Here is a 21,352-nt window from a genome sequence, read left to right as displayed (position 1 = left end):
GGTAGCCCAGCACCGGCACGTCGTGGGGGACGCCGATGGCGTGCTCGGCGGGGATCCAGCGCACCCGGTAGGCGCCGTTCTGGTCGCGGTAGCTCTCGGTGCGGCCACCGAAGCCCACCACACAGGATTTCCCGGGCTGGACGATTTCCCAGGGCCAGCCCCCCTTGAGCCACTTGTCGGTGATCTCCACCTGGCGGCCGTCGCGGATGATCTGGTCGAAGATGCCGAACTCGTAGCGGATGCCGTAACCGGTGGCGGGGACCTCGAGGGTGGCGAGGGATTCGAGGAAGCAGGCGGCCAGACGGCCGAGGCCGCCGTTGCCCAGGCCAGGCTCCTCCTCCACGTCGAGGATCTCCTCGATGTCGTCGATGCCGAACTGGCGCAGGGCCTCGGCGGCCTCCTGCTGGATGCCGAGCATCAGCAGGTTGTTGCCGAGCTGGGGGCCGATCAGGAACTCGGCCGAGAGGTAGGCGACGATCCGCCTGGGGTGGGCGTCGATGGCCTCGGTACCGGCCAGGTAGCGGGTCATCAGCCGGTCCCGCACGGCGTAGCTGAGCGCCATGTAGAGGTCGTGGCGGTCGGCTTTCTGCACCCGCCGGCCGAGGGAATAGAGCAGGTGCTCGATCAGGCCGTCGAGCAGATCCTGCGCCGTCAGGCCGTTGCGCTGGGGATCGGTGTAGGCGCCAGCTTCGGGGAGACCCATCACGTTGGCCAGGGTGCTTGTCATGCTGGATGGTCACGGCACCCCTCGACCATCACCAGGGAGGGTTAAGACCCGGGGAACGCAGGAATCCCCTCACCTTGGGAAGATGGGGGGGCCTGCCCAGCTCCCATTTCCGACCCTGCAGCCCAGTCCGGGGTGGCCCCCGCGCCGCTGTCCGCTCCCGGGGCGTCCAGCCAGCGGGAGGGGTCGGTGCTGATCTGTGGCCTCGGATCCCTGGGCCAGGCCTGCCTGCTGCGCCTGCTGCCCTTCGATGTGCCGTTGCGGTGTCTGGATCGTGAGCGACCGGACTGGCGCGATCCGCGCCTGGAGGAACGCTTCGGCTCCACCCTGGTGCTGGGTGACATGCGCCTGCCCCACGTGCTCGCGCAGGCCGGGGTCGCGTCGGCCCGCGCCGTGCTGCTGCTGAGCACCGAGAGCACGGTGAACGTGGAGGCGGCCCTGCAGGTGAGGCTGCTGAATCCCACGGCAGACCTGGTGGTGCGCTCCTCCGGCCAGCTGGCCAGCCTCGGGGCCCTGCTTGAGGAGCGCCTGCCGGGGGTGGCCGTGGTCGATCCCCTGCTGCTCACGGCCGGGGCCATCACCGAGGCCCTCCGGCCCGGCGACCAGGAGGCCTGCTTCCGGGTGGATGGTGAGTCCTATCTGGTGGTGGAGGGAAACGACCCGGCCCGCCGGCAGCAGCGCAGCCTGCGCCAGGACGGCGCGGATCCGGTCCGGCCCCTGCAGGTGGTGCCGATGGCCTCGCACCACCACCGTGCCGCCGAGGCCGTTCCCGCCGCCCGGGTCCAGGGCCGCTGGCTGGCCCTGGGGCGCAGCCTGGGGGCCCCGCTGCGGCGGTGGCGGCAGTGCAGCCCGCTCCAGCAGGCGGGGCTGCTGGTGATCCTGGCCCTGATGGCCCTGGGGCTGGCCCTGTTCTCCACTGGTGGCGGCTGGAGGCAGGGGGTGTTTGTCACCCTGGCGCTGCTGCTGGGGGAGTTCGTCGATCCGGTCAACGTGATGCTGCCCCCGGGGGACGGCATCGCCGCAGCGGCCCCCTGGCTGATCGGCGTCACCCTGCTGTATTCCCTGATCGGGACGCTGCTCACCTCCGCCCTGGTGGCCGTGATCCTGGAACGGCTGCTGCGGGAGCGCTTCGGCCTGGGCCGTCCCGGACGCTTCCGGCGGGGCAGCCGCTGGATCCTGCTGGCGGAGGGGGAGGAACTTGCCGCGCGGGTGGCCGACAACCTGGTCAGGGATGGCCTGCAGGTGCTGCGGATCGATCCGCGACCCGGGCCGGCGCTGCAGCGGCCGGGCCTGGTGATCGTCCAGCGCTGGGAGGCGGCCCTCGCCGCGCTGCAGCACTGCCGGCTGGAGGGGATCGGCCTGCTCTCCGTCGATCTGCTGGCCAACCTGCAGGAGACCTTCCAGCTGCAGAAGTCCTGGCCCGACGCCCGTTACGCGATCCTCTCCCATGCGGTCGAGGCGGCCGAGCGACTCGGGGACCTGCTGGGCGGCGTGGCGGTGATCTCCAGCATGGACCTGGTGGCCGATGCGGTCGTGGCGACGGCGTTCGGCGAACGGGTGGAGGAGATCTGCCGGATTGATGGGGCCAACCATCTGCTGGTGCGGTACCGGATCCGCCAGGGCGATGGCCTGCTGGGGCTGAACCTCAGCCGGGTCGAGCAGGGCTACGGCGTCACCACCATCCACCTGCTGCGTCGCGGCCGCCGATCCCCCCTGGTGCTGCCGTCCCTCGATCTGGTCCTGGCGGCGGGGGATGAACTGGTGGTGCTGGCCACCCTGCGCCAGCTGCGGCGGATCGAGCTGGGCTGCCCGGATCCGCCCCGATGGCGCCTGCGCCTCCAGGGCTCCCCCCGGCCGGAGGGCCATTTCACCGCGCTCCAGTCCCTGGCCCGGCACCTGGGGGGCGCCCCCGGGGCGATGGCCCCGCTGCTGGACGGTGGGGAGCACCTCACCCCGGCCCTCGACAGGGAGCTGGCCGAACAGCTGGCGGAGGACCTGCGCCGCCAGGGCCTGCACTGCGCTGTGGAAGCGGTTGCCGTGGGTGACGCTGTGGCCAGCGAGGGCCTGCGGCCGTGAAGGACCCCACGGCCGCCCCGGCCCCCTGGCTGCTTGAGACGTTGCGGGACCTCAGGGCCACCCTTGAGCGCATCGAAGTGGAGGAGGCCGCCTGCCTGGAGGCCATTCACCCCGACCACCGGGCCAGTGCCCGCAACCTGCTGCACGCCATGGCCTTCCATCGCCATGCCCATCCGGGCCTGCCGAAGGCGCTGCGGCACAGGGGCCTGTCTCCCCTCACCGATGGCGATGCCCCCCTGCTGGCCAGCCTGGAGGCGGTGATCACCGCCCTCGAAGCGCTCGAAGGTCTGGGCCCCTCGGCGGCGGCGGCGCAGGACCAGCCGGGCGGCCCCCCTGGCCTGGGCGGTCCCGATCTGCTGGGGCGGCGCTGCGACCGGTTGTTCGGAGCCCTGGCCGCGGCGGGCGGCGCTGGAACCATGGTCACCCTGCCGGCGGAGGCGGCCAAGCGCCCCGCCCTGGTCGCCGATCTGCTGGCGGCGGGGATGACCATCGCCCGCATCGATTGCGCCCATGACGACCCCGTGGTCTGGGGCCGGATGGTGGACGCGCTCAGAGCGGCCCGGGCGGCCAGCGGCCGCCCCTGTGCGATCGCCATGGACCTGGCGGGCCCGAAGCTGCGCACCGGCCAGCTGGCCCTCCAGCCCGCGGTGATCCGCGCCCGTCCCCCCCGCGACCGGATGGGGCGGCCCACCCAACCGGTGCGGATCCTGGCGGTGTCGCCGGGAGCCTTGCCCCGGCTGCAGGACACGGACGCCGTGCTGCTGCCGGCGCGACTGTCGAAGGCGAAGCGGCTGAAGCAGGGGAATCGCCTGCAGGGGCGGGATGCCTCCGGCCGCCGCCGCACCCTCCAGGTGGTTCGACGTGGCCCCGATGGGGTTCTGCTGCTGCAGGCCGACAAGACCTGCCACTTCACCTCCGGCCTGGTGTTCCGCCAGCGGCATGGCAAAGCCCGGCTGCGGGTCGGTCCGCTGGCGCCGGTGAGCGGCGAACGGCTGCTGCGCCCGGGCGATGCCATCCGTCTGACGCCTGAGCCGGACCAGGGCGCCGGCACGCTCCCCTGCACCCTGCCGGAGGTGTTCGTCGATCTGCGCCGCGGTGAGCGGGTGCTCTTCGACGATGGCCGCATCGGCGCCGTGGTCCGGAGGGTGTCAGCCCGGGAGGTGCGGCTCAAGGTCACCACGGCCCGGGCCAGGGGCAGCCGGCTCCGTTCCGACAACAGGATCCATTTCCCCGACAGTGACCTGCGCACGCCGGCCCTCACCGCCAAGGACATCGAGGATCTGGCGTTCGTGACACGGCACGCCGACATGGTCAACTCGTCCTTCGTGCACCGGGAGTCCGACATCCAGACCCTGCGCCAGTGCCTGGAGGACCGTGGCCGGGGTGATCTGGCGGTGATGCTCAGGATCGAAACCCGCCAGGCCTTTCTCAACTTGCCCGGTCTGCTGCTGGCGGCCATGGCCCACGGCGCCCCGGTGGCCGTGATGATCGCCCGGAGCGATCTGGCGATCGAGTGCGGCTGGGAGTCCCTGGCTCCGATTCAGGAGGAGATCCTGCGGATCTGCGGCGCGGCGCACGTGCCCTGCCTCTGGACCACCCTGACGGTGCTGGAGGGGATCGGGGCCCGCACAACCGGCGACCCCAGCCAGCCCCTGCTCACCTGCCTGGCGTTCCGGAGCAACTGTGAAGGGGGCAACCCGCTGCCGTGAGCCTGCCCCTGGGAAGCCTGTCCCTGGGAATCAGCGGAAAGGATTCAGTCCGTGGATTCGTCGAAGAGGGAACTGCGGGTGAATTTGAGGCCTTTCCAGATCTTCTTGATTTTCGCGTAGGCCTCGTCCTGGCTCATCTTGCCGTTGGCCTGCAGGCCGACGATCAACCCCACCTGGTCGGCGAAGGACTCCAGATTCTGGTGAAACATCAGCCGCTCCGGGCTCCAGTCGCTGCCGCGGTAGCTGCCATGGGCTTCCATGGGCGACTGGACATCCCGTTCCTGCCGGCCGAGTTCGGGGTTGGATGATCCCGTGGAGGGCTGGTTGGTCAACGAATCGTCAAGAGCATTGGCTTAACCTAGCCAGCCAGCCTTAAGACTCCGTAAAGGCCAGGGGCCAGCCCCAAAACCCCCGCCACGCCTGCCATACCCACCATCGGGCCGTTGCGGTTGAATCGTGGCAACAACCGGAAGTCCCGTGGTGCGACTCACCCCAGGGGCGCTGAATTCCCAGCGCCTGGAGCAGCGTCCGGCCGGTCTGCCCACCCATCTCTATGTCCATGGCGGGCTCGGGCCCACCCGGGCCGATGCGGTGCTGTTCCTGGATTCCGGGCCGGTGCGGACCCCCTCCCCCGCCATCGAGCGGCTGGCCAGCCTGCGCCAGGCCGGCACCCCCCTGTGGCTGCGCCTGCAGGGGCTTGGTGATCGCCGTTACATCCAGCAGCTGCTCGATCGCCTCGAGGTGCCGGCGGTCTTGCTGGCCCCCCTGCTGGAGGTGCCCCAGCGCCCCCAGGTGAACGGACTGGAGGATGTGCTGCTGGTGGTGCTGCACCGGCTCAGCTTCGCCAAGGACCCGGCCCATCTGGTCAGTGAGCAGGTGGGCCTGGTGCTGCTGCCTGGCTTGCTGATCACCCTGGAGGAGGGCTGCGGCGGGGATCCCTTCCCGGATCTCACCGAATGGCTGTTGTCCAAGTCGGGGTCCCTGGCCGACCGGGACCTGGACGACATCCTGCACTTCGTCATCGATGACCTGCTCGATGATCTGTTCCCGATGCTGGAGGCGATGTCCCAGCGGCTGGATGCGCTGGAGGAATCCTCCCTGCGCAATCCCCGCCCCCTGATCCTGCGCCGTTCCTACGAATTCAGGAGCAATCTGCGCATCATCCGCACCTTGATCTGGCCGTTGCGCCATCAGATCAGGCTGCTGCTCCGCCAGCGCCAGCGGCTGCTGGGCACCGAGGCCCTGGAGGGCTTCCGGGACATGGCCGAACTGGTCGACCAGCTGTTCGAGGCCTGCGGGTCGCTGCGGGGTCAGTGCGATGCGATCACCCAGTCCTATGCGGCCAGTGTGGGCAACAGGATGAACCAGGTGATGAAGACCCTCACCATCCTCACCAGCATCTTCGCGCCGCTCACGTTCATCGTTGGCGTCTACGGCATGAACTTCGAGTTCATGCCCGAGCTGAAATGGCGCCATGGTTACGCGTTTGTCATGTTGCTGATGCTTCTGATCGCCACGGTGCAGGCCTGGTGGTTGTGGCGGCGGGGCTGGTTCCAGGACTGGACGGGACAGGGCTGAGCTGGCGCCCACAATCTGTCCTTAACCCAACCCCTCGGCTTGCTGGTGCAGGATCGGCGCAGCGTCCTTCCTTCGCTGGTCTCGAACCATGGTCCTGAAGCTTCCTGCGACAGTCCGGTCGAGGGGCGTGATGGCTTTCAGTGGACTGGGTGCCCTCCTCGGCGTCGGGCTGACGCCATGGCTGGCCCTGGTGCCCGCGGAGGCCCAGACGGGGACGGCTCCGGTGGTGCGCATCGAGGGCTCCAGCACGGTGTTCCCCATCCTGGAGGAGGCCGCCAAGGCCTTCCAGAAACGCCAGGGTTCGCCGGTGTCCATCGCCCTGAAGGAGACGGGCAGCTCGGCTGGCATGCGCAGGTTCTGCCGCGGAGAGATTCCGATCAGCAACTCCTCCCGTCCGATCAGCTCCAGGGAGCTGAAGGCCTGTGCCGCCAAGGGGGTCACCTTCATTGAATTGCCGCTGGCCTTCGATGCCATTTCGGTGGTGGTCCATCCCAGCAACAGCTGGGCCAGCCGCATCAGCACGGCCGAGCTCTCCACCCTGTGGAACCGCAAGGCCCAGGGACGCATCAAGCGGTGGAAGCAGGTGAACGCCTCCTGGCCGGATCGGCCGATCAATCTGTGCGGCCCGGGGGCCGACTCAGGAACGTTTGATTACTTCAACAAGGCCATCAATGGGGATTCTCGCAATTCCCGCACCGATTACACCGCCAGTGAAGATGATAACGTTCTGGTAAGTTGTGTTGAGAAGAATCCTCTGGCGCTGGGCTATTTCGGCTTTTCCTATTATCGTGCTCAGGCTGCCAGGTTGAAGGCGCTCGCTATCACGGGTCCCAAGGGAACCTGGCCGCCGACCGTCGACAACGTGCAGCAGGAGCGCTACGTGCCTCTCTCGCGACCCTTGTTCGTCTACATCAACGACAAGGATCTGAGGGATCGGCCCGAGGTGCGTCGCTTCATCACCTTCACGGTCCAGGGTGGGTTGCGTTTCAGCGAGCGGGCCGGTGTGATCCCCCTGCCTCCGGACACCTATCGTGTTGTTGAATCCAAGCTTTATCGCCACTTGATCGGCACCTCCTTCGGGGGCGATCTGCCCGTCGGGCTCTCGATCAACGAAGCGATCCGGCGCAGCTTCCAGCAGATCCGTTCGAAAACACCCCGCTGAGGCCTCCGGCCCCTCCCATGGCCAGCCCGCACGATGATCACCCGTTCAGCAATGGAGCGTTTGCCGTCGATCTGATCGGGCGCTTCACCCACAAGCTCGCGTCGCTGCAGGGGCCCGTGCTCGCCGACAACGATCCCGAACCCCTGCATCAGATGCGGGTGGCGCTGCGGCGGCTGCGCACCTGCCTGCACCAGTTCGGCCCCGCCCTGCAGCTGCCCAAGGCCGTCGCTGACCCCCGCCTGGCCAAGACCGTGCGCCGGCTCGGCATGGCGCGGGACCTGGATGTGCTCAGGGATCGGCTGGAGAAGGATCTGATGCCCGAGCTTCCCGAGACGGAACAACGGGCTCTCAAGCCCGTGTTGAAGCAACTCCGGCGTGAACGGGCCCTGGCCTATGAGCAGGTGGTCACCACCCTCCAGAGCAGCGGCTACCTGAAGCTGCTGTCCCAGCTGCAGGGTTGGCTGCGCCATCCCGAGTTCACGCGGCTGGGGGAGCTGCCGCTGCTGGCCTGGACCCTGGAGTGGCAGGCCCCGATGATCGCCGGGCTGTTCCAGCATCCGGGTTGGTTCATCCTCAAACAGGAGGGGGACATGGAGCGGGTCCACGACCTGCGCAAACGACTCAAGACCGCCCGTTACGGACTCGAGAATCTCGGGGCCGTCACCGGCTCACGCTGCCGGCAGTGGGTGGCTGAACTGAGGGAGCTGCAGGAACTGCTCGGAGAACTCAACGATCTCCATGTCCTGGAGAGGGCGATCGATGATCAGTTGCCGGCCGGACTGGCCAGGAGCCTGCCGGCTCTGGAGGCCCTGTTGCGCCGCAGGGCCCAGATCTGCTGGGACCAGTGGCGGCAGCGAGCCGATGGGTTGATCCTCCCCGAGCGCCGGCGCAGCCTCTCGATGGCGCTCTGGCTCGAACGGCGTTCCGACAGCCACCCGGAAGCGCCCCCGCTGGCCCTCGCCTTACCGAGCTCTTAACCAAAGCACTACCAGCCCTTTGCCCGTCCGGCGGGTGTCGCTGCATACAGTTCGCTGCATCCGATGCGCTTTCCCCGATGGTATTCACGCCCTCCCGTGAATCCGGCAGCAAGGATGGATTCCGAGAACTTCTTGAAGCGAACTACCAGAAACGCAGTCTGGTTCATGTCAGCGCCGGGAGCCATGTACCGCTGCTGAAGAACAACGTCTGGCTCGTCGTTCGCGGCATGGTGAAGCTCAGCGCCATCACCATTCACGGCGACGACATGCTGCTCGGCCTGGCCGGCCCCAACGAGCCGTTCGGCGATCCCCTCAATGGCGTCGAGGCCTACGCCGCCACCACCCTGGCCGACACCGACCTGCTCTGCCTCAGCTGCAGCGAGATCCGCCAGGACGGCACCCTGGCCGTGGCCATGCTGGAGGCCCTCGGCCAGCGCATCCAGCAGAGCCAGGCCCTGCTCGCCCTGATGGGTCTCAAACGCGTCGATGAACGGGTGCGTGGCTTCCTCGAACTGCTGGCCAGCGAGTACGGCCAGCCCTGCGAATCGGGCCTGCGCCTCAACCTGCGCCTCACCCATCAGGAGGTGGCCAGCGCCCTGGCGACCACACGGGTCACCGTCACGCGCGTGATCGGCACCCTCCGCGACGAGGGCTGGTTGCAGCTCGACAGTCAGCGGCGTCTGGTGGTCAGCTATCTGCCACGGCGTTGAGACAGTTCTGGGGTCTGCCCGCTGCGGACGCCGATAATGCCGTCATGCACCCCCCTCTCCTGGTCGTCGAGGACGACGACACGATCCGCGAGACCATTCGCGACGTCCTCGTTCTGGAGGGGTTTTCGGTCACGGCCTGCGGCAACGGCCGGGAGGCCCTGCGCACCCTCCAGGAATGCCCTCCGGGGGAGGAATTCTCCCTGGTGGTGCTTGATCTGATGCTGCCCGGGCTGGGGGGCCTGGATCTCTGCCGCCAGCTGCGCTCCGCCGGCAACCACACCCCCATCCTGGTGGTCAGCGCCCGCGACAGCGAGACCGACCGGGTGCTGGGGCTGGAGGTGGGCGCCGATGACTACCTCATCAAGCCCTTCGGCCTGCGGGAGCTGGTGGCCCGCTGCCGCGCCCTGATGCGCCGCAGCCGTTCGGTGGAGGTGGCCGCCAAGGTGCTCCAGCACGCCAACCTCAGCCTGTACCCCGAGGAATGCCGCGTCACCCGCGACGGCCTCGAGGTCAACCTCTCGCCCAAGGAATACCGGCTCCTGGAGCTGTTCATGCAGCACCCCCGCCGCGTCTGGAGCCGCGACAAGCTGCTGGAGCGGGTCTGGGGCTACGACTATTTCGGCGACAGCAAGACCGTCGACGTCCACATCCGCTGGCTGCGGGAGAAGCTGGAGGCCAACCCTTCGGCGCCCGAGCACCTGATCACCGTCCGGGGCTTCGGCTACCGCTTCGGCTGAATGGGGGTTCTGCTGGCGGGGCTGCTGGGGCTGGCCCTGGGTTGGCTGCTGGCGCGCCGCACCAGCCGGCCCGGCCGGGCCCGTTCCGGCCTTTGGCACCGCCAGCTGCTGCGCTGGATCGGGGAGGCCCCCGATGGCTGGCTGATCCTCGACAGCGGCGACCGCATCCAGTTGATCAACCAGCGGGCCGAACGGCTGCTGGAGGCCCCCGGAGCGGGACTACGGCGCCAGGAACCCCTCGATCGGGTCTGCAGCTCGCCCGAGCTGCTGGAGGTGGTCCGCAACGCCCGCCGGCGGGAGCGTCCCCAGCGCCTCGACTGGGAGCTTGGCGAGCAGCAGCTGGCCGTGTTCGTCCTGCCCGGGGACGATGGCTGGGTGGCGCTGCTGCTCCAGAGTCGTCGTTCGCTCGAAGCCCAGCTGGAGCAGCAGGAGCGCTGGGTGAGCGATGTGGCCCACGAGCTCAAGACGCCCCTGACGGCCCTGCTGCTGGTGGGTGACAGCCTGGCCGCCCACGTCAACGACGCCAATGTGGTGCTGGTGGAACGGCTGCAGCGGGAGCTGCTGCGGCTGCAGCGGCTCGTGGGCGACCTGATGGAGCTCTCCCGGCTGGAGAACACCCTGCCCGAGGGGGTGCGCCTGCGCAGCCGTGTCGATCTGCCCCAGCTGGTGCAGCAGGTCTGGCTCGGTCTGCGGCCCCTGGCCGAGCGGCGTTCCATCCGCCTGGAGCTCATTGCCGAGGGCGAACTGGCGGTGCTGGGGGATGGCTCCCGGCTGCACCGGGCCGTCCTCAACCTGCTGGACAATGCCCTGCGCTACAGCCCGGAGGAGGGCACCGTGTGGGTGGAGATCGAAGCGACGGCGGGCTGGTGCCTGCTGTCGGTGCGCGACGAAGGCCCCGGGCTCAGTGAGGACGACCTCGAGCACATGTTCGAGCGCTTCTACCGCGGTGATCCGTCCCGGGTGCGCAGCGACCGGGGCGGCAGCGGGCTGGGTCTGGCGATTGTCCAGCAGATCGCCGTCACCCATGGCGGCCGCATCCAGGCGTCCAACCATCCCGGGGGCGGGGCGTTGATGGAACTGCTGCTCCCTGCGGTGGCCTGAGATGGGGTGGCCTGAGATGGGAAGGACAGCTCCCGGAGCCGCGGGCCGGATGGCGGCGGTGGCCGACCCGGTGATCGCCCAGGTGGGGGCCCTGATGCGCCAGCGCCCGGACGCCCTATCCCTGGCCCAGGGCATGGTCAGCTGGGCGCCACCGGAGGCGGTGCGCCAGGCCGTCGGCCGGTCGATGCTGGAGGCCGGGCGGCTCGACCGCTACGGGCCGGTGCAGGGCGAGGAGGCCCTGCTGGAGGCGGTCCGGCGGGAGCTCACCGAGGTGCGGGGGCTGGATCTGGAGGGCAGCGACCTGCTGGTGACCGCCGGCAGCAACATGGCCTTCCACGCCATCGCCCAGGTGCTCTGCGACCCGGGCGACGAGGTGCTGCTGCCGCTGCCCTTCTATTTCAACCACGCCATGGCGATCCGCCTGGCCGGCGGCGTGCCCGTGCCGGTGGCGGCGGGGCTGGTGCCCGACCCCGAGCGGCTGGCGGCGGCGATCACCCCCCGCACCCGCGCCATCGTGACGATCTCCCCCAGCAATCCCAGCGGCCTGGTGGCGCCGCCGGAGGTGCTGGCGGCCATCAACACCCTGTGCCACCGCCACGGGCTGGTGCACGTGAGCGACGAGGCCTATGCCGATTTCATCCATGGGACGGTGCCCCACGGAAGCCCCGGTCGGCTGCCAGGCAGCGGCGGGCACACGGTGTCCCTGTTCTCCCTCTCAAAGGCCTACGGCATGGCCGGCTGGCGGGTGGGCTACGCGGCGGTTCCCCGCCAGCTGATGGGGGCCCTGGCCAAGGTGCAGGACACGGTGCTGATCTGTCCGCCCCAGGTGAGCCAGCAGGCGGCGCTGGCGGCCCTGGAGGCCGGTCCGGCCTGGTGCCGGCCCCACATCGCCGCCCTCGGCCAGCGGCGCCGGCAGCTGTTCGAGGCGGTGGCGGCCGCCCGCGCCGGCGGCCAGGCGCTGGAGCTGCTGGGCCCCCCTGACGGCGCCTTCTATGGCCTGCTGCGGTTCCCCTGCGCTCTGGGGGGTGAGCCGCTGATGCGCCATCTGGTGCTGGGGCACGGGGTGGCCGCCCTGCCGGGTGACAGCTTCGGCCTGCCGCCGGCCGGCGGCCAGGCCCTGCTGCGGCTCAGCTACGGCATGCTCGACGCCACCGCCCTGGCGGAGGCCCTGGGGCGCCTGTTCGAGGCGCTGGCGGTGCTGCCGGCCAGCGACGACTGAGCCCTGCCCCCGCTCAGGGCCTGGCGCTGGAGGTACGGCTGTCGCTGGCGGCACGGCTGTCCCCGGCGGCCGCCAGCATCCAGAGCGTGCTCCCGTCGGGCCACAGCAGCAGCATCTTGCCGCCCGCCAGCACGGCGAGGGGATCGCTGAACGGCAGGCCGGCGCTGCGGACCCTGGCCAGCGGCAGCCGCCGCAGTTCCATCCCGTCCGGAGCGGGGACCATCCCGGAGGGGACCTCGCGGGTGGGCGTCGCCTGCTCCCAGAGGGCCGCAACGGCAGTGGCCTCGGCCGCCTCGAGCGGCCGGGCCTGCAGGGCCAGGGCGAGCATCCGGGTTGCCAGCTCCGCGCCCGGCCCGGAGCCGGCGCGCTCCTGGGGGGCTCCCAGTGGCGCCGGGGTGGCCGCCGCCGCCCGCTCCCGGTTCCCTGCCGTGCCGCCATCGCCGCGCCGGGGGCCGGCGACCCCGCGGCGTGGTTGCGCCGGCAGATCCATCGGCGGAGGCGGCGGCAGGGCGCTCAGCGGCGGCAGGGGCAGGGCCGTCAGGGAAGGCTCGCGTGCCTGCTGGCGGCTGAACCGCAGCAGTTCGGGGGTGTCATCCGGCGGCGTGGCGGCCACGGCGGGGGCTGTCCTGGCGGGCGGACGCAGGGCCGCCGCGACAAAAAGCCCGTTCAGGGCCAGAGCCCCGAGCAGGGGCAGCCGCAGATGGCGCCAGCGGGGGAGGGGGAGGGTCTGCAGGCGGAAGACCCACGGACGGGGGAGGCTGGCTTTCATGGCAGCTGGAGCTCCAGGGGCAGGTCGGTGCGGCCCAGGCGCTCCATCAGCTGCTGCACCGCTCCCCAGGGCACATCCGGATCGGGGATCAGACGCAGGGTCGGCTGGCCAGGGCCGTCCTTGAGACCCTTCAGCACCGCGGCCAGCTGAGCGGACGGGACCGACTGGTTCCAGAGCCGCAGCCGGCCGTCGGCGCCCAGGTGCAGGCTGACGATCCCCTGGCTCGCCGGACGCTGGGCCAGCCGCTGGGGAACCAGAATCAGGGCCAGGGTCAGCAGCGCCAGTGCGGTGGCCATCGCCCCGAGCGCCGCAGCGTCCAGGGCGGCCCCCCAGGCAGGTGTCTGGCCGGTGTCGGCGTTCATGGCCCCGCCTCCGGCAGGGCCAGCCCCACCGGCTGGGGGCTGATCGAACGCAGGTGGGCCAGGGAGCGGGCCACCTCGCCCAGGGGCAGGCGGGCCGCCGGCAGGAAGTGGATCTCGCTGCCGGCCGGCTGGGAGGCCAGCAGGCCCGGCAGTCGGCCGTGGGAGACGGGTTCACCGTTCACGAACCAGCGATCGCCGGGCGCCCGCACGATCCAGAGGGCCCCCGTCAGGGAGTCGCCCCCCGGGGGCCGCAGCCGCGGCTGTCGCTGCCGGGCCAGGTCGGCCAGCGCCGCCACCGACCCGCACAGCAGCAGGGTCAACCCCACCAGGGCGGCAAGGGCGTGGTTCATGCCAGCGGTGCCCAGGGACGGCCGAGGCGCTGCAGTCGCAGGCACTGGCTGCGGCGCAGCCACTGGTTGGCGAACAGGCCGGTGCTGGCGATCAGGCTCAGGATCAGGCCCAGGGCCGTGCTGAGCAGCACCCGGCCGAAGCCAGCTAGGTTGGCCCCTGCCGGCAGCAGCAGCTGGGGGCCGAGGCTGGCGAGCACCTGCATCAGTCCGAGCACGGTGCCCACCAGCCCCAGCAGCGGCGCCAGCACGACGGCCGCCTGCAGCAGCGGTTCGCCGAAACGCATCTCCAGCTCCCAGTCCTCCAGCAGGCGCCCGGCGGCCGGTCCGCCCTGGTCAGCGAGCACCCGTTCCCACTGCTGGCGCCTCGAGGAGCGGCTGCGCCACCAGTTCCACCAGTAGCGGCCCCGGTCGATCACCACGGTCACCACGGCGATGGAGAGCAGCAGCAGCAACAGGGCGATGGGTCCATGGATCCCGGGGACCGGTGTCTTCACCCCTGGCGACGCTGCGTCCGACGGGGGCGATCGTATGGGCCGACGTCGCCCGGACGACGTGCCCCAGCTGCTTGACAGTCCCCTGGGATCGCGCGCTGACTAAGGTGCCCATGGACCGGATCCAGAGGGAGCACCATGAGCCCCATCCATGCCGATAACAGCCTCAGCATCGGGCAGACCCCGCTGGTGGAGCTGCATCGCGTCACGGAGGGATGCGGCGCCCGGGTGCTCGCCAAGATCGAGGGCCGCAATCCGGCCTATTCGGTGAAGTGCCGCATCGGCGCGGCAATGATCTGGCAGGCCGAGAAGGATGGACTGCTGGGGCCCGGCAAGGAACTGATCGAGCCCACAAGCGGCAACACCGGCATCGCCCTGGCGTTCGTGGCCGCCTCCCGGGGCATCCCCCTCACCCTCACCATGCCGGAGACGATGAGCCTGGAGCGGCGCAAGCTGCTCACGGCCTACGGCGCCCACCTGCTGCTCACCGAGGGGAGGCTGGGCATGGGGGGTGCCATCGCGGCCGCCCGGGAGCTGGCGGAGTCCGAACCGGACCGCTGGGTGATGCTGCAGCAGTTCGTGAACCCGGCCAACCCCCGCATCCACCACGACACCACCGGCCCCGAGATCTGGACCGACACCGGCGGGGTGGTTGATGCCCTGGTCTGCGGCGTCGGCACCGGCGGCACCATCACCGGCGTCAGCCGCTACATCAAGACCACCCTCGGCAAGCCGCTGGTGTCGGTGGCGGTGGAGCCGTTCAACAGCCCCGTCATCCGCCAGACCATCGCCGGCGAGGATCTCCGGCCCGGTCCCCACAAGATCCAGGGCATCGGCGCCGGGTTCGTCCCCGCCAACCTCGACCTCAGCCTGGTCGACCGGGTCGAGGCCGTCAGCGACGAGGAGGCGGTGAGCATGGCCCGGCGCCTGATGAAGGAGGAGGGGATCCTGGCCGGCATCTCCTGCGGCGCCGCCACGGTGGCCGCCCTGCGGCTCGCCAGGGAGAAGGCCTTCGAGGGCCGCACGATCGTGGTGGTGCTGCCCGACTCCGGCGAGCGTTACCTCAGTTCGGTGCTGTTCGAAGGCGTGTTCAACGAACGGGGGCTGGCGGCCGTCTGACCCCACCGACCGCACGAGCGCCGCGAGGCCACCGCCGATGAGTTACCTGCGTCAGATCATGCAGCGGCTCCATGACCGCTCCACCGCTCCGGCTCCGGTTGACCGCTCCGGCGATCCTGCCGTGCTGGAGGAGCATCTGACCCTCTATGCCGCCCGGCTCCAGGGCTGCAGCGACGCCATGCTCCACTACGAGGCCGCCTGGCTGGAGCAGCACATCGACACCCTCGAACTCTGCGCCCGGCAACCGACGATGCTCGCCAGCGCCGGGGGGCCGGAGCGGGTCGAGCGGCTGCTGCAGGAGAGCCTGCGGTTCCGCCAGCTGCTGGAGAGCGCCCGGGCGGCCAGGGGGCTGACGGGGGAAGGGGTACGTGCCGCCGTGGTGGCCAGCGAACATGCCTGGGAGCTGTCCGACCCGGGACTCCGCCGGGCCTGGGGGTTCCCCGCCGACCTCCAGGGCGGCGCCGGGTCCTGAAGGCCCTGTGTGCCCGCCCGCGCACGCTGTTCGTTGCGATACACACTGCCGGGGCAGGTTCCCCAAGGATTTGCTGATCGTCCTCCTGCGTCACCATGGCGAGCTTCACGATCAGCCTGGAAGGAGGCAAGTCCTTCAGCTGTCCCGACGACACCTACATCCTCGACGCGGCCGAGGAGCAGGGCATTGATCTGCCCTATTCCTGCCGCGCCGGAGCCTGCAGCACCTGCGCCGGCAAGATCCTCTCCGGCAGTGTCGACCAGTCCGACCAGAGCTTCCTCGACGATGACCAGATCGGCGAAGGCTTCGCCCTGCTCTGCGTCAGCTACCCCCTCTCCGACTGCACCATCAAGCCGGGCGTCGAAGACGATCTCTGATCCGCGTGTGTTCGATCAGCCGGGCATGGTGACGAACTCCTCGGCCACCGAGGGGTGCAGGGCCATGGTGCGGTCGAAGTCGGCCTTGGTGGCCCCCATGCCGATGGCGATTGCCGCCATCTGAATGATCTCGGCGCTGTGCTCGCCCACCATGTGGCAGCCCACCACCTTGTTGGTGGCCGCCTCCAGGATCAGCTTGAGCAGCACCCGGGGGCCCCGGGCCGGCAGGGCCTGGGCCATGGGCCGGAAGCGGGCCCGGTGCACCCGGATGCCTTCGCTGCCGAAGCGTTCGATCGCCGCCTCTTCGCTCAGCCCCACCCCGGCCAGTTCCGGCTGGCTGAACACGGCACTGGCCACCAGGTCGTGGTTCACCTGGCGGGGCTTGTTGCCGTAGACGGTGTCGGCGAAGGCCCGGCCTTCGTCCACGGCCACCGGGGTGAGGTTGATGCGGTCGGTCACGTCGCCCACCGCATGGATGTGGGGCACGTTGGTGGTCTGGTCGGCATCCACCGGGATGCGGTGCCCTTCCACCGCCACCCCGGCGCACTCCAGCTGCAACCCCTCGAGGAAGGGCCGCCGGCCCGTGGCCAGCAGCACGCCGCCGCAGGGCAGCACCTCGCCGCTCTGGGTGACCAGCTCCAGGGCCCCGGGCACGCCGGTGATGGCGGCGGGGCTGTGGGCGAAGCGGATCTCGATGCCTTCAGCCTCCATGGCCTCCTGCACCGCATGGGAGGCCTCCCGGTCGAAGCCCCGCAGCAGGTGGTCGCCGCGCACCAGCAGGGTCACCGCCACACCCAGGCCATGCAGGATGCAGGCGAATTCGCAGGCAATGAAGCCCGCCCCCACCACCACCACCCGGTCCGGGAAGCGCTCCTGCAGGAACATGTCGTCGCTCACCCAGCCCAGTTCGGCCCCGGGGAAGCTGGGACGGTGCGGCCGGCCACCGGCGGCGATCAGGATCCGTTCCCCCTTGAGCCGACGGGTGGTCTCGGCGCCCTGGACCACATCGATGTGGTGGGGATCGGCGAAGCGGCCCCAGCCCCGCACCAGCTCGACGCCCGCCTTCTCCAGCAGGGTGATGTGCAGCTGGTTGAGCCGGTCCACCTCGCGGCGCACATTGGCGAGCAGCACCGAGGCATCCGGCCGGAAGCCATCCAGCTGCCAGCCGTAGCTGGCCGCATCGGCCAGCAGGTGGCGGTAGGCCGAGCCGTAGACCAGCAGTTTCTTGGGCACGCAGCCGCGGATCACGCAGGTGCCCCCCACCCGGTCGCCCTCCACGATCGCCACCGAGGCCCCGTAGGAGGCCGCCCGTTTGGCGGCCGCCAGGCCACCGGAGCCCGCCCCGAGGACGATCAGATCGAAGCAGTCGGTCATGGCAGCAGGGCGTCGTGGAGCACGGTGCCTTCCAGCATGGCGTCCCGGAGATCGGTGTCCCGCAGGTCGCAGCCGCTCAGATCGGCATCACGCAGGTCGGCGCCTCCCATGTTGGTGCCGTAAAGGCAGGCACCGCGCAGATCACTCCCCTGCAGCTGGGCACCCTGCATCTGGGCGAAGCTGAGGTCGGCCCCCTGGAAATCGGCCCCGCCCAGGTCGGTGGGCTGGTCGAGCCCGCCGCGGAAGTCGGCCTCCACCAGCCGGGTGGACCGCCAGCGGCTGTGGGCCCCGAGCACCCCCCGCAGACAGCAGCGGTGCATCAGGGCGCCGCCGAAATCGGCCCCCTGCAGCCGGGCCGCCGACAGGTCGGCGTCGTGCCAGAAGGAGCCGCTGGCCTTGAGACCGGAGAGGTCGGCCCCCCAGAGCAGGGCCTGCTGGAAGCAGGCGGCCTCCACGTTCGCTCCCGCCAGCCGGGCATGGCCGAACCGACCTTCCTTGAAGCAGCCGCCGTGCAGGTCGCAGTCGCCTAGATCCAGGGCCACGCCATCGAGATCCCCCAGCCGCAGACCGGCGAAGTGGCGGCGGCCTGCGGCCAGGGCGTCTTTGAGGGCCTCCAGGTCGGCGGGGAGGTCGCCCGGCAGATCGGCGGGACGGTCAGAGGATGGCCGCAAGGGCATCGAGTTGCTGGCGGCGGGAAGCGAGCATCAGCTTCCGGGCCTGGGCCAGGAGCTGGAAGACGCCCTTGTCGATCACTTCATAGAACACCAGGCTGCCTTCGGGACGGCGACGCACCACCCCGGCGATCGTCAGCAGCTTGAGATGCTTGGACACGAGGGCCTGGCTGAGGCCGGTCTTCTCGACGACGGCCGTGACGTTCAGGGGGCCCGGCCGCAGGGTCTCAAGCACGGTGAGCCGGTTGGGCTCGGAGAACACCTTGAAGTAGTCGGCCAGAGATTCCATCGACCGCAGCGAAGCCCGGGATCGTGGCGAGGCTACCACGCTTGCGTCTCAGACTGTTGATACAGAATCGTGAAACCACAGGTCTGCTTCACCTGTATCACGTAGTATCACGATGCCGTTATAACGCGCAGTCGCGTCGCCCCCTGATGACCGCCACCCTCTCCACCCCTGCTGCGGCGCCCCACCTGCGGGAAGACCTGCTGACCCCGCGCTTCTACACGACCCAGATCGCCAAGGCGGCCCGCACGGATCTGGAGCCGCAGCGGCCGGCCTTCGACGCGATGCTCGCCGAGATGGAGGCGGACTACAACCGCGACCACTTCGATCGCAAGGCACCGCTGGACCGGCTCCGGGACCTGAGTCCTGAGGAGAAGGAGGCGTATGAGAGCTACCTGGTGCGCTCCTGCGTGTCGGAGTTCTCCGGTTTCCTGCTGTTCAAGGAGCTCTCCCGGCGGCTCCTCCAGGCGCAGCGTCCCGAGATGGGGCGGCTGTTCCAGCTGATGGCCCGCGATGAGGCCCGCCATGCCGGTTTCCTCAACCGGGCCCTGGTGGCCGAGGGCATCGAGATCGACCTGCCCAGCCTCAGCACCAAGCGGCCGATCACCTGGTTTCCCCTGAGCTGGGTGCTTTACAGCGTCTTCCTGTCGGAGAAGATCGGCTACTGGCGGTACATCCTCATCGACCGCCATCTCAAGGCCAACCCCGACAGCAACTTCGCGCCGCTGTTCGATTTCTTCGAGCCCTGGTGCCAGGACGAGAATCGCCATGGCGACATCTTCAACATGCTGATCCGCTGCTGGCCGGCCCTGCGCCAGGGGCTGCGCGGCAAGCTGCTGAGTCGCTTCTTCCTGTGGTCGGTGTTTCTCACCCACAGCCTCACGGTCTGTGAGCGCGGCGAGTTCTACCGGATCCTGGGGATGGACCCGGAGGCCTTCGACGCCGAGGTGATGCGTCAGACCAACCGCACGGCCCGCCGGGCCTTCCCCTGGGTGTTCGATCTGGAGTCCGGCGGCTTCATCGCCCTGCGGAACCGCCTTGTCGCCTGCTTCCAGGAGATGGGGGCCGCTCGCCGCCAGGGGGCCGGCCCCTGGCGCCAGATCGGCCTGAGGCTGCGCTTCGGCGGGCTGCTGTGGCAGCAGTTCTGGCAGCCGATGGTGCGGGCGGAGGCGGGCTGAGCCCGGGCTGCCCGCGGCGTTTCCTGCGGCCTCCACCAGCGGATCGTTCAGCTCCTGTTCCCTTGCCTCCTCTCCCATGCCCCAGCCCCATCTGAGCGCCGCCTACTGCGACGCCTACAGCCGCATCAACGCCCTGGTGATCGTGGGTGAGGGCCTGGCGGACAGCCACTTCCGCCTGCTGGCCGGCCTCCTTCCGGAGGACCGGGACGACCTGCTGCGGCTCGCCGCCATGGAAGGGCACCATGCCCGCGACTTCTCCGGCTGCGGCAGGCAGCTGGGGATCCGCCCGGATCTGCCGCTGGCGCGCCGGCTGTTTTCGCCGCTGCATCGCCTGTTCCGTGAGGCTGTGAGCAGTGGCGACCGCGTCAGCGCCCTGGTGATCCAGTGCCTGATCGTGGAAAGCTTCGCCGTGGCCGCCTACCGCTGCTACCAGCCGGTGGCCGACCCCTTCGCCGCGCCGATCATCGAGTCGGTGCTCACCGATGAGGCCGAACACCTCGAGTACGGCGGACGCTGGCTGGCGGCCTGGTTCCCGGAGGTGGCCGCACCGATCGCGGCCTGCTGCGAGCGCGCCCTGCCGATCGTGCTGGCCATGCTCCAGAGCGTCCGCGACGACCTGACCGCCATCGGCATCGATCCCACCGACCTGGTGGGCGAATTCGTGGGCTGCTTCCAGGCGGCGATTGAGATGGTGGGCTTCCCCCCGTCCCAGGCCCGCGCTCTGGTGGCGCGACTGGCTGGCCGGGCGGTGGAGGTGGCGGCCTAGGTCAGAACCCCGCCTCATCGAGCATGCCGCGCAGCACCTCGGCGCTGTGGCGCAGCTGCCCCATCTCCTTCTCGGTCAGGGCCATCTGCACCAGGGCGGCGGCGCCGCTGTCGTTGACGATCGTGGGCAGGCTGAGGCAGACATCGGGCAGGCCGTAGTGGCCGTGGCTGCGGCTGCTCACCGTGAGCATCTGGTCCTTGCTGCGCAGCACCGCCTCGACGATCTCGGCGGTGGCCAGCCCGATCGCCCAGGAGGTGCTGCCCTTGAGCCGGATGATCTCGTAGGCCGCCTGGCGCACTTCGGCGTGGAACAGCTCCTGGAGCTCAGGATCCGCCAGGGTGCGGCTGCCTTCCCAGCCCCCATCGACAAGGCCCGAGCCAGCCACCGTCACCCGGCTCCAGACCGGCACCTCGGAATCGCCGTGTTCGCCGATCACCCAGGCCTGGACGTCATGGGGATCGATCCCCAGCCGGCGACTGATGGCCATGCGGAAGCGGGCCGAATCGAGCACGGTGCCCGAGCCGATCACCCGGTGGGCGGGGAAGCCGCTCAGCTGGCCGGCGATGTGGGTGAGCACATCCACCGGGTTGCTCACCACCAGCAGCACCGCCCGGGGGCAGTGGAGCGCGATCGGTGGCACGAGCCTGCGGAACAGGGCCGCATTGCGCTCGATCAGCTCCCGCCGCGACTGGCCCGGCTGCTGGGCCACACCGGCGGTGATCACCACCAGGTCGGCATCCCGTCCCTCCTCCTCCACGCTCCCGGCCCGCAGGTCGGTGCGGGGCAGGAACGGCAGGCCATGGCAGAGGTCCATCACCTCCCCCTCCAGCCGGTCATGGGCCACATCCACCAGCACCAGCTCCTCCTGGCAGCCCCTGTGCAGGATCGCCACGGCGCAGGCCATGCCCACGGCGCCGCAGCCCACGATCACGACCTTGCGGCCGGGGAGGGTGCGTCCCCGCGCCTGGGCGCCGGTGGGCAGGAGCAGGTTGCAGAAGGGGGCGGCGGACGCGTCGCCGACGGCCGGGGTGAGATCAGGCACCGGCGGCAGGGGCCTGGGGGTGGCTCGGATGGGTTGTGGCGGTTGGGTTCGTTGCTGTTGGGTTCACTGCGCCTCCGCCCTGGGAATCGGGCCGTCAGCCCA

24 protein-coding genes are annotated in these 21,352 nt (G+C 70.2%); 14 read left to right on the top strand and 10 right to left on the bottom strand.

The genetic code is table 11. The annotated features are described in order from the left end of the window. Positions 1-727, bottom strand: a 727-nt coding sequence (locus H6G99_RS15480; RefSeq protein WP_190612441.1) for a glycogen/starch/alpha-glucan phosphorylase, incomplete at its 3' end; no start/stop codon positions are given. A 132-nt stretch (positions 728-859) separates the two neighbouring features. Here H6G99_RS15480 and H6G99_RS15475 point away from each other — a divergent pair. Next, a complete protein-coding gene (locus H6G99_RS15475) occupies positions 860-2,800 on the top strand; it encodes an NAD-binding protein (RefSeq protein ID WP_190612440.1) in 1,941 nt (646 codons plus the stop codon). Beyond that, positions 2,797-4,509 carry a pyruvate kinase gene (locus H6G99_RS15470; protein ID WP_094584016.1) on the top strand — a complete coding sequence of 571 codons (1,713 nt, stop codon included), beginning with the start codon at positions 2,797-2,799 and terminating at the stop codon, positions 4,507-4,509. Before H6G99_RS15475 ends, H6G99_RS15470 begins: the two co-directional genes overlap by 4 nt. Before the next feature lie 44 nt (positions 4,510-4,553). Here H6G99_RS15470 and H6G99_RS15465 read toward each other — a convergent pair whose 3' ends face one another. Then, positions 4,554-4,841 carry a DUF7219 family protein gene (locus tag H6G99_RS15465; protein ID WP_353615195.1) on the bottom strand — a complete coding sequence of 96 codons (288 nt, stop codon included), beginning with the start codon at positions 4,839-4,841 and terminating at the stop codon, positions 4,554-4,556. A 148-nt stretch (positions 4,842-4,989) separates the two neighbouring features. Here H6G99_RS15465 and corA point away from each other — a divergent pair, with 148 nt between their 5' ends. From corA to H6G99_RS15430, 7 genes are all read left to right on the top strand, one after another. Further along, positions 4,990-6,087, top strand: coding sequence for a magnesium/cobalt transporter CorA (gene corA / locus H6G99_RS15460; RefSeq protein ID WP_233133746.1), 1,098 nt, complete (start codon positions 4,990-4,992; stop codon positions 6,085-6,087). A 130-nt stretch (positions 6,088-6,217) separates the two neighbouring features. Then, positions 6,218-7,249: a PstS family phosphate ABC transporter substrate-binding protein gene (locus H6G99_RS15455; RefSeq protein ID WP_094584018.1), complete on the top strand. Its 1,032-nt coding sequence runs from the start codon at positions 6,218-6,220 to the stop codon at positions 7,247-7,249. Positions 7,250-7,266: 17 nt separating this feature from the next. Next, complete coding sequence (locus H6G99_RS15450) at positions 7,267-8,226, top strand: CHAD domain-containing protein (RefSeq protein WP_190612438.1); 960 nt, start codon at positions 7,267-7,269, stop codon at positions 8,224-8,226. A gap of 77 nt (positions 8,227-8,303) precedes the next feature. Next, a complete protein-coding gene (ptrA, locus tag H6G99_RS15445) occupies positions 8,304-8,936 on the top strand; it encodes a Crp/Fnr family transcriptional regulator PtrA (RefSeq protein ID WP_094584020.1) in 633 nt (210 codons plus the stop codon). Between the two features lie 44 nt (positions 8,937-8,980). After that, positions 8,981-9,673, top strand: a complete 693-nt coding sequence (locus tag H6G99_RS15440) for a response regulator transcription factor (protein ID WP_190612437.1) — start codon at positions 8,981-8,983, stop codon at positions 9,671-9,673. After that, complete coding sequence (locus tag H6G99_RS15435; RefSeq protein WP_094584022.1) at positions 9,674-10,774, top strand: sensor histidine kinase; 1,101 nt, start codon at positions 9,674-9,676, stop codon at positions 10,772-10,774. A gap of 49 nt (positions 10,775-10,823) precedes the next feature. Beyond that, complete coding sequence (locus tag H6G99_RS15430) at positions 10,824-11,993, top strand: aminotransferase class I/II-fold pyridoxal phosphate-dependent enzyme (RefSeq protein WP_190612436.1); 1,170 nt, start codon at positions 10,824-10,826, stop codon at positions 11,991-11,993. A 13-nt stretch (positions 11,994-12,006) separates the two neighbouring features. Here the strand turns inward: H6G99_RS15430 and H6G99_RS15425 are convergent, their stop codons facing one another. Genes H6G99_RS15425 through H6G99_RS16655 form a run of 4 tightly spaced genes read right to left on the bottom strand, consistent with a single transcriptional unit; the run spans position 12,007 to position 13,968 of the window. Then, a complete protein-coding gene (locus H6G99_RS15425) occupies positions 12,007-12,762 on the bottom strand; it encodes a hypothetical protein (RefSeq protein ID WP_190612434.1) in 756 nt (251 codons plus the stop codon). Next, positions 12,759-13,124, bottom strand: coding sequence for an ExbD/TolR family protein (locus tag H6G99_RS15420; RefSeq protein ID WP_094584025.1), 366 nt, complete (start codon positions 13,122-13,124; stop codon positions 12,759-12,761). The genes H6G99_RS15425 and H6G99_RS15420 overlap by 4 nt, the downstream gene beginning before the upstream one ends. Continuing rightward, a complete protein-coding gene (locus H6G99_RS15415) occupies positions 13,121-13,474 on the bottom strand; it encodes a hypothetical protein (RefSeq protein ID WP_094584026.1) in 354 nt (117 codons plus the stop codon). Before H6G99_RS15415 ends, H6G99_RS15420 begins: the two co-directional genes overlap by 4 nt. Next, entirely contained in the window at positions 13,471-13,968 is a 498-nt protein-coding gene (locus H6G99_RS16655) for a MotA/TolQ/ExbB proton channel family protein (RefSeq protein WP_094584027.1), read from the bottom strand. Before H6G99_RS16655 ends, H6G99_RS15415 begins: the two co-directional genes overlap by 4 nt. Positions 13,969-14,103: 135 nt before the next feature. Between H6G99_RS16655 and cysK the strand changes: the two genes are divergently transcribed. From cysK to H6G99_RS15395, 3 genes are all read left to right on the top strand, one after another. Then, entirely contained in the window at positions 14,104-15,084 is a 981-nt protein-coding gene (gene cysK, locus H6G99_RS15405; protein ID WP_190612432.1) for a cysteine synthase A, read from the top strand. 37 nt (positions 15,085-15,121) lie between these two features. Then, positions 15,122-15,556: a hypothetical protein gene (locus H6G99_RS15400; RefSeq protein ID WP_094584029.1), complete on the top strand. Its 435-nt coding sequence runs from the start codon at positions 15,122-15,124 to the stop codon at positions 15,554-15,556. A gap of 95 nt (positions 15,557-15,651) precedes the next feature. Next, a complete protein-coding gene (locus H6G99_RS15395; RefSeq protein WP_094584030.1) occupies positions 15,652-15,933 on the top strand; it encodes a 2Fe-2S iron-sulfur cluster-binding protein in 282 nt (93 codons plus the stop codon). 15 nt (positions 15,934-15,948) lie between these two features. On the opposite strand, the gene gorA is transcribed toward H6G99_RS15395, so the two are convergent. From gorA to H6G99_RS15380, 3 genes are read right to left on the bottom strand one after another with little or no spacing between them, the layout of a single operon-like run. Continuing rightward, the gene (gene gorA, locus H6G99_RS15390; protein WP_190612431.1) at positions 15,949-17,307 is read right to left on the bottom strand and encodes a glutathione-disulfide reductase; all 1,359 of its coding nucleotides are present in this window, start codon (positions 17,305-17,307) and stop codon (positions 15,949-15,951) included. Next, on the bottom strand, positions 17,304-17,984 hold the full coding sequence (locus tag H6G99_RS15385; RefSeq protein WP_094584032.1) for a pentapeptide repeat-containing protein: 681 nt from the start codon (positions 17,982-17,984) through the stop codon (positions 17,304-17,306). The genes gorA and H6G99_RS15385 overlap by 4 nt, the downstream gene beginning before the upstream one ends. Further along, positions 17,962-18,267: an ArsR/SmtB family transcription factor gene (locus H6G99_RS15380; protein ID WP_094584033.1), complete on the bottom strand. Its 306-nt coding sequence runs from the start codon at positions 18,265-18,267 to the stop codon at positions 17,962-17,964. Before H6G99_RS15380 ends, H6G99_RS15385 begins: the two co-directional genes overlap by 23 nt. 146 nt (positions 18,268-18,413) lie before the next feature. On the opposite strand from H6G99_RS15380, the gene acsF reads away from it, so the two are divergent. Both acsF and H6G99_RS15370 read left to right on the top strand, forming a co-directional pair. Continuing rightward, positions 18,414-19,442, top strand: coding sequence for a magnesium-protoporphyrin IX monomethyl ester (oxidative) cyclase (gene acsF, locus H6G99_RS15375; protein ID WP_190612429.1), 1,029 nt, complete (start codon positions 18,414-18,416; stop codon positions 19,440-19,442). Positions 19,443-19,518: 76 nt separating this feature from the next. Next, a complete protein-coding gene (locus H6G99_RS15370; protein WP_286191201.1) occupies positions 19,519-20,208 on the top strand; it encodes a long-chain fatty aldehyde decarbonylase in 690 nt (229 codons plus the stop codon). A gap of 1 nt (position 20,209) precedes the next feature. On the opposite strand, the gene H6G99_RS15365 is transcribed toward H6G99_RS15370, so the two are convergent. After that, positions 20,210-21,250, bottom strand: a complete 1,041-nt coding sequence (locus H6G99_RS15365) for an L-lactate dehydrogenase (protein ID WP_216912086.1) — start codon at positions 21,248-21,250, stop codon at positions 20,210-20,212. Positions 21,251-21,352 lie beyond the last annotated feature (102 nt).

The sequence above is a fragment of the Synechococcus sp. FACHB-909 genome (assembly GCF_014698945.1).
GTDB lineage: Bacteria > Cyanobacteriota > Cyanobacteriia > PCC-6307 > Cyanobiaceae > Cyanobium.
This window is presented reverse-complemented; position numbering and strand designations above follow the sequence as displayed.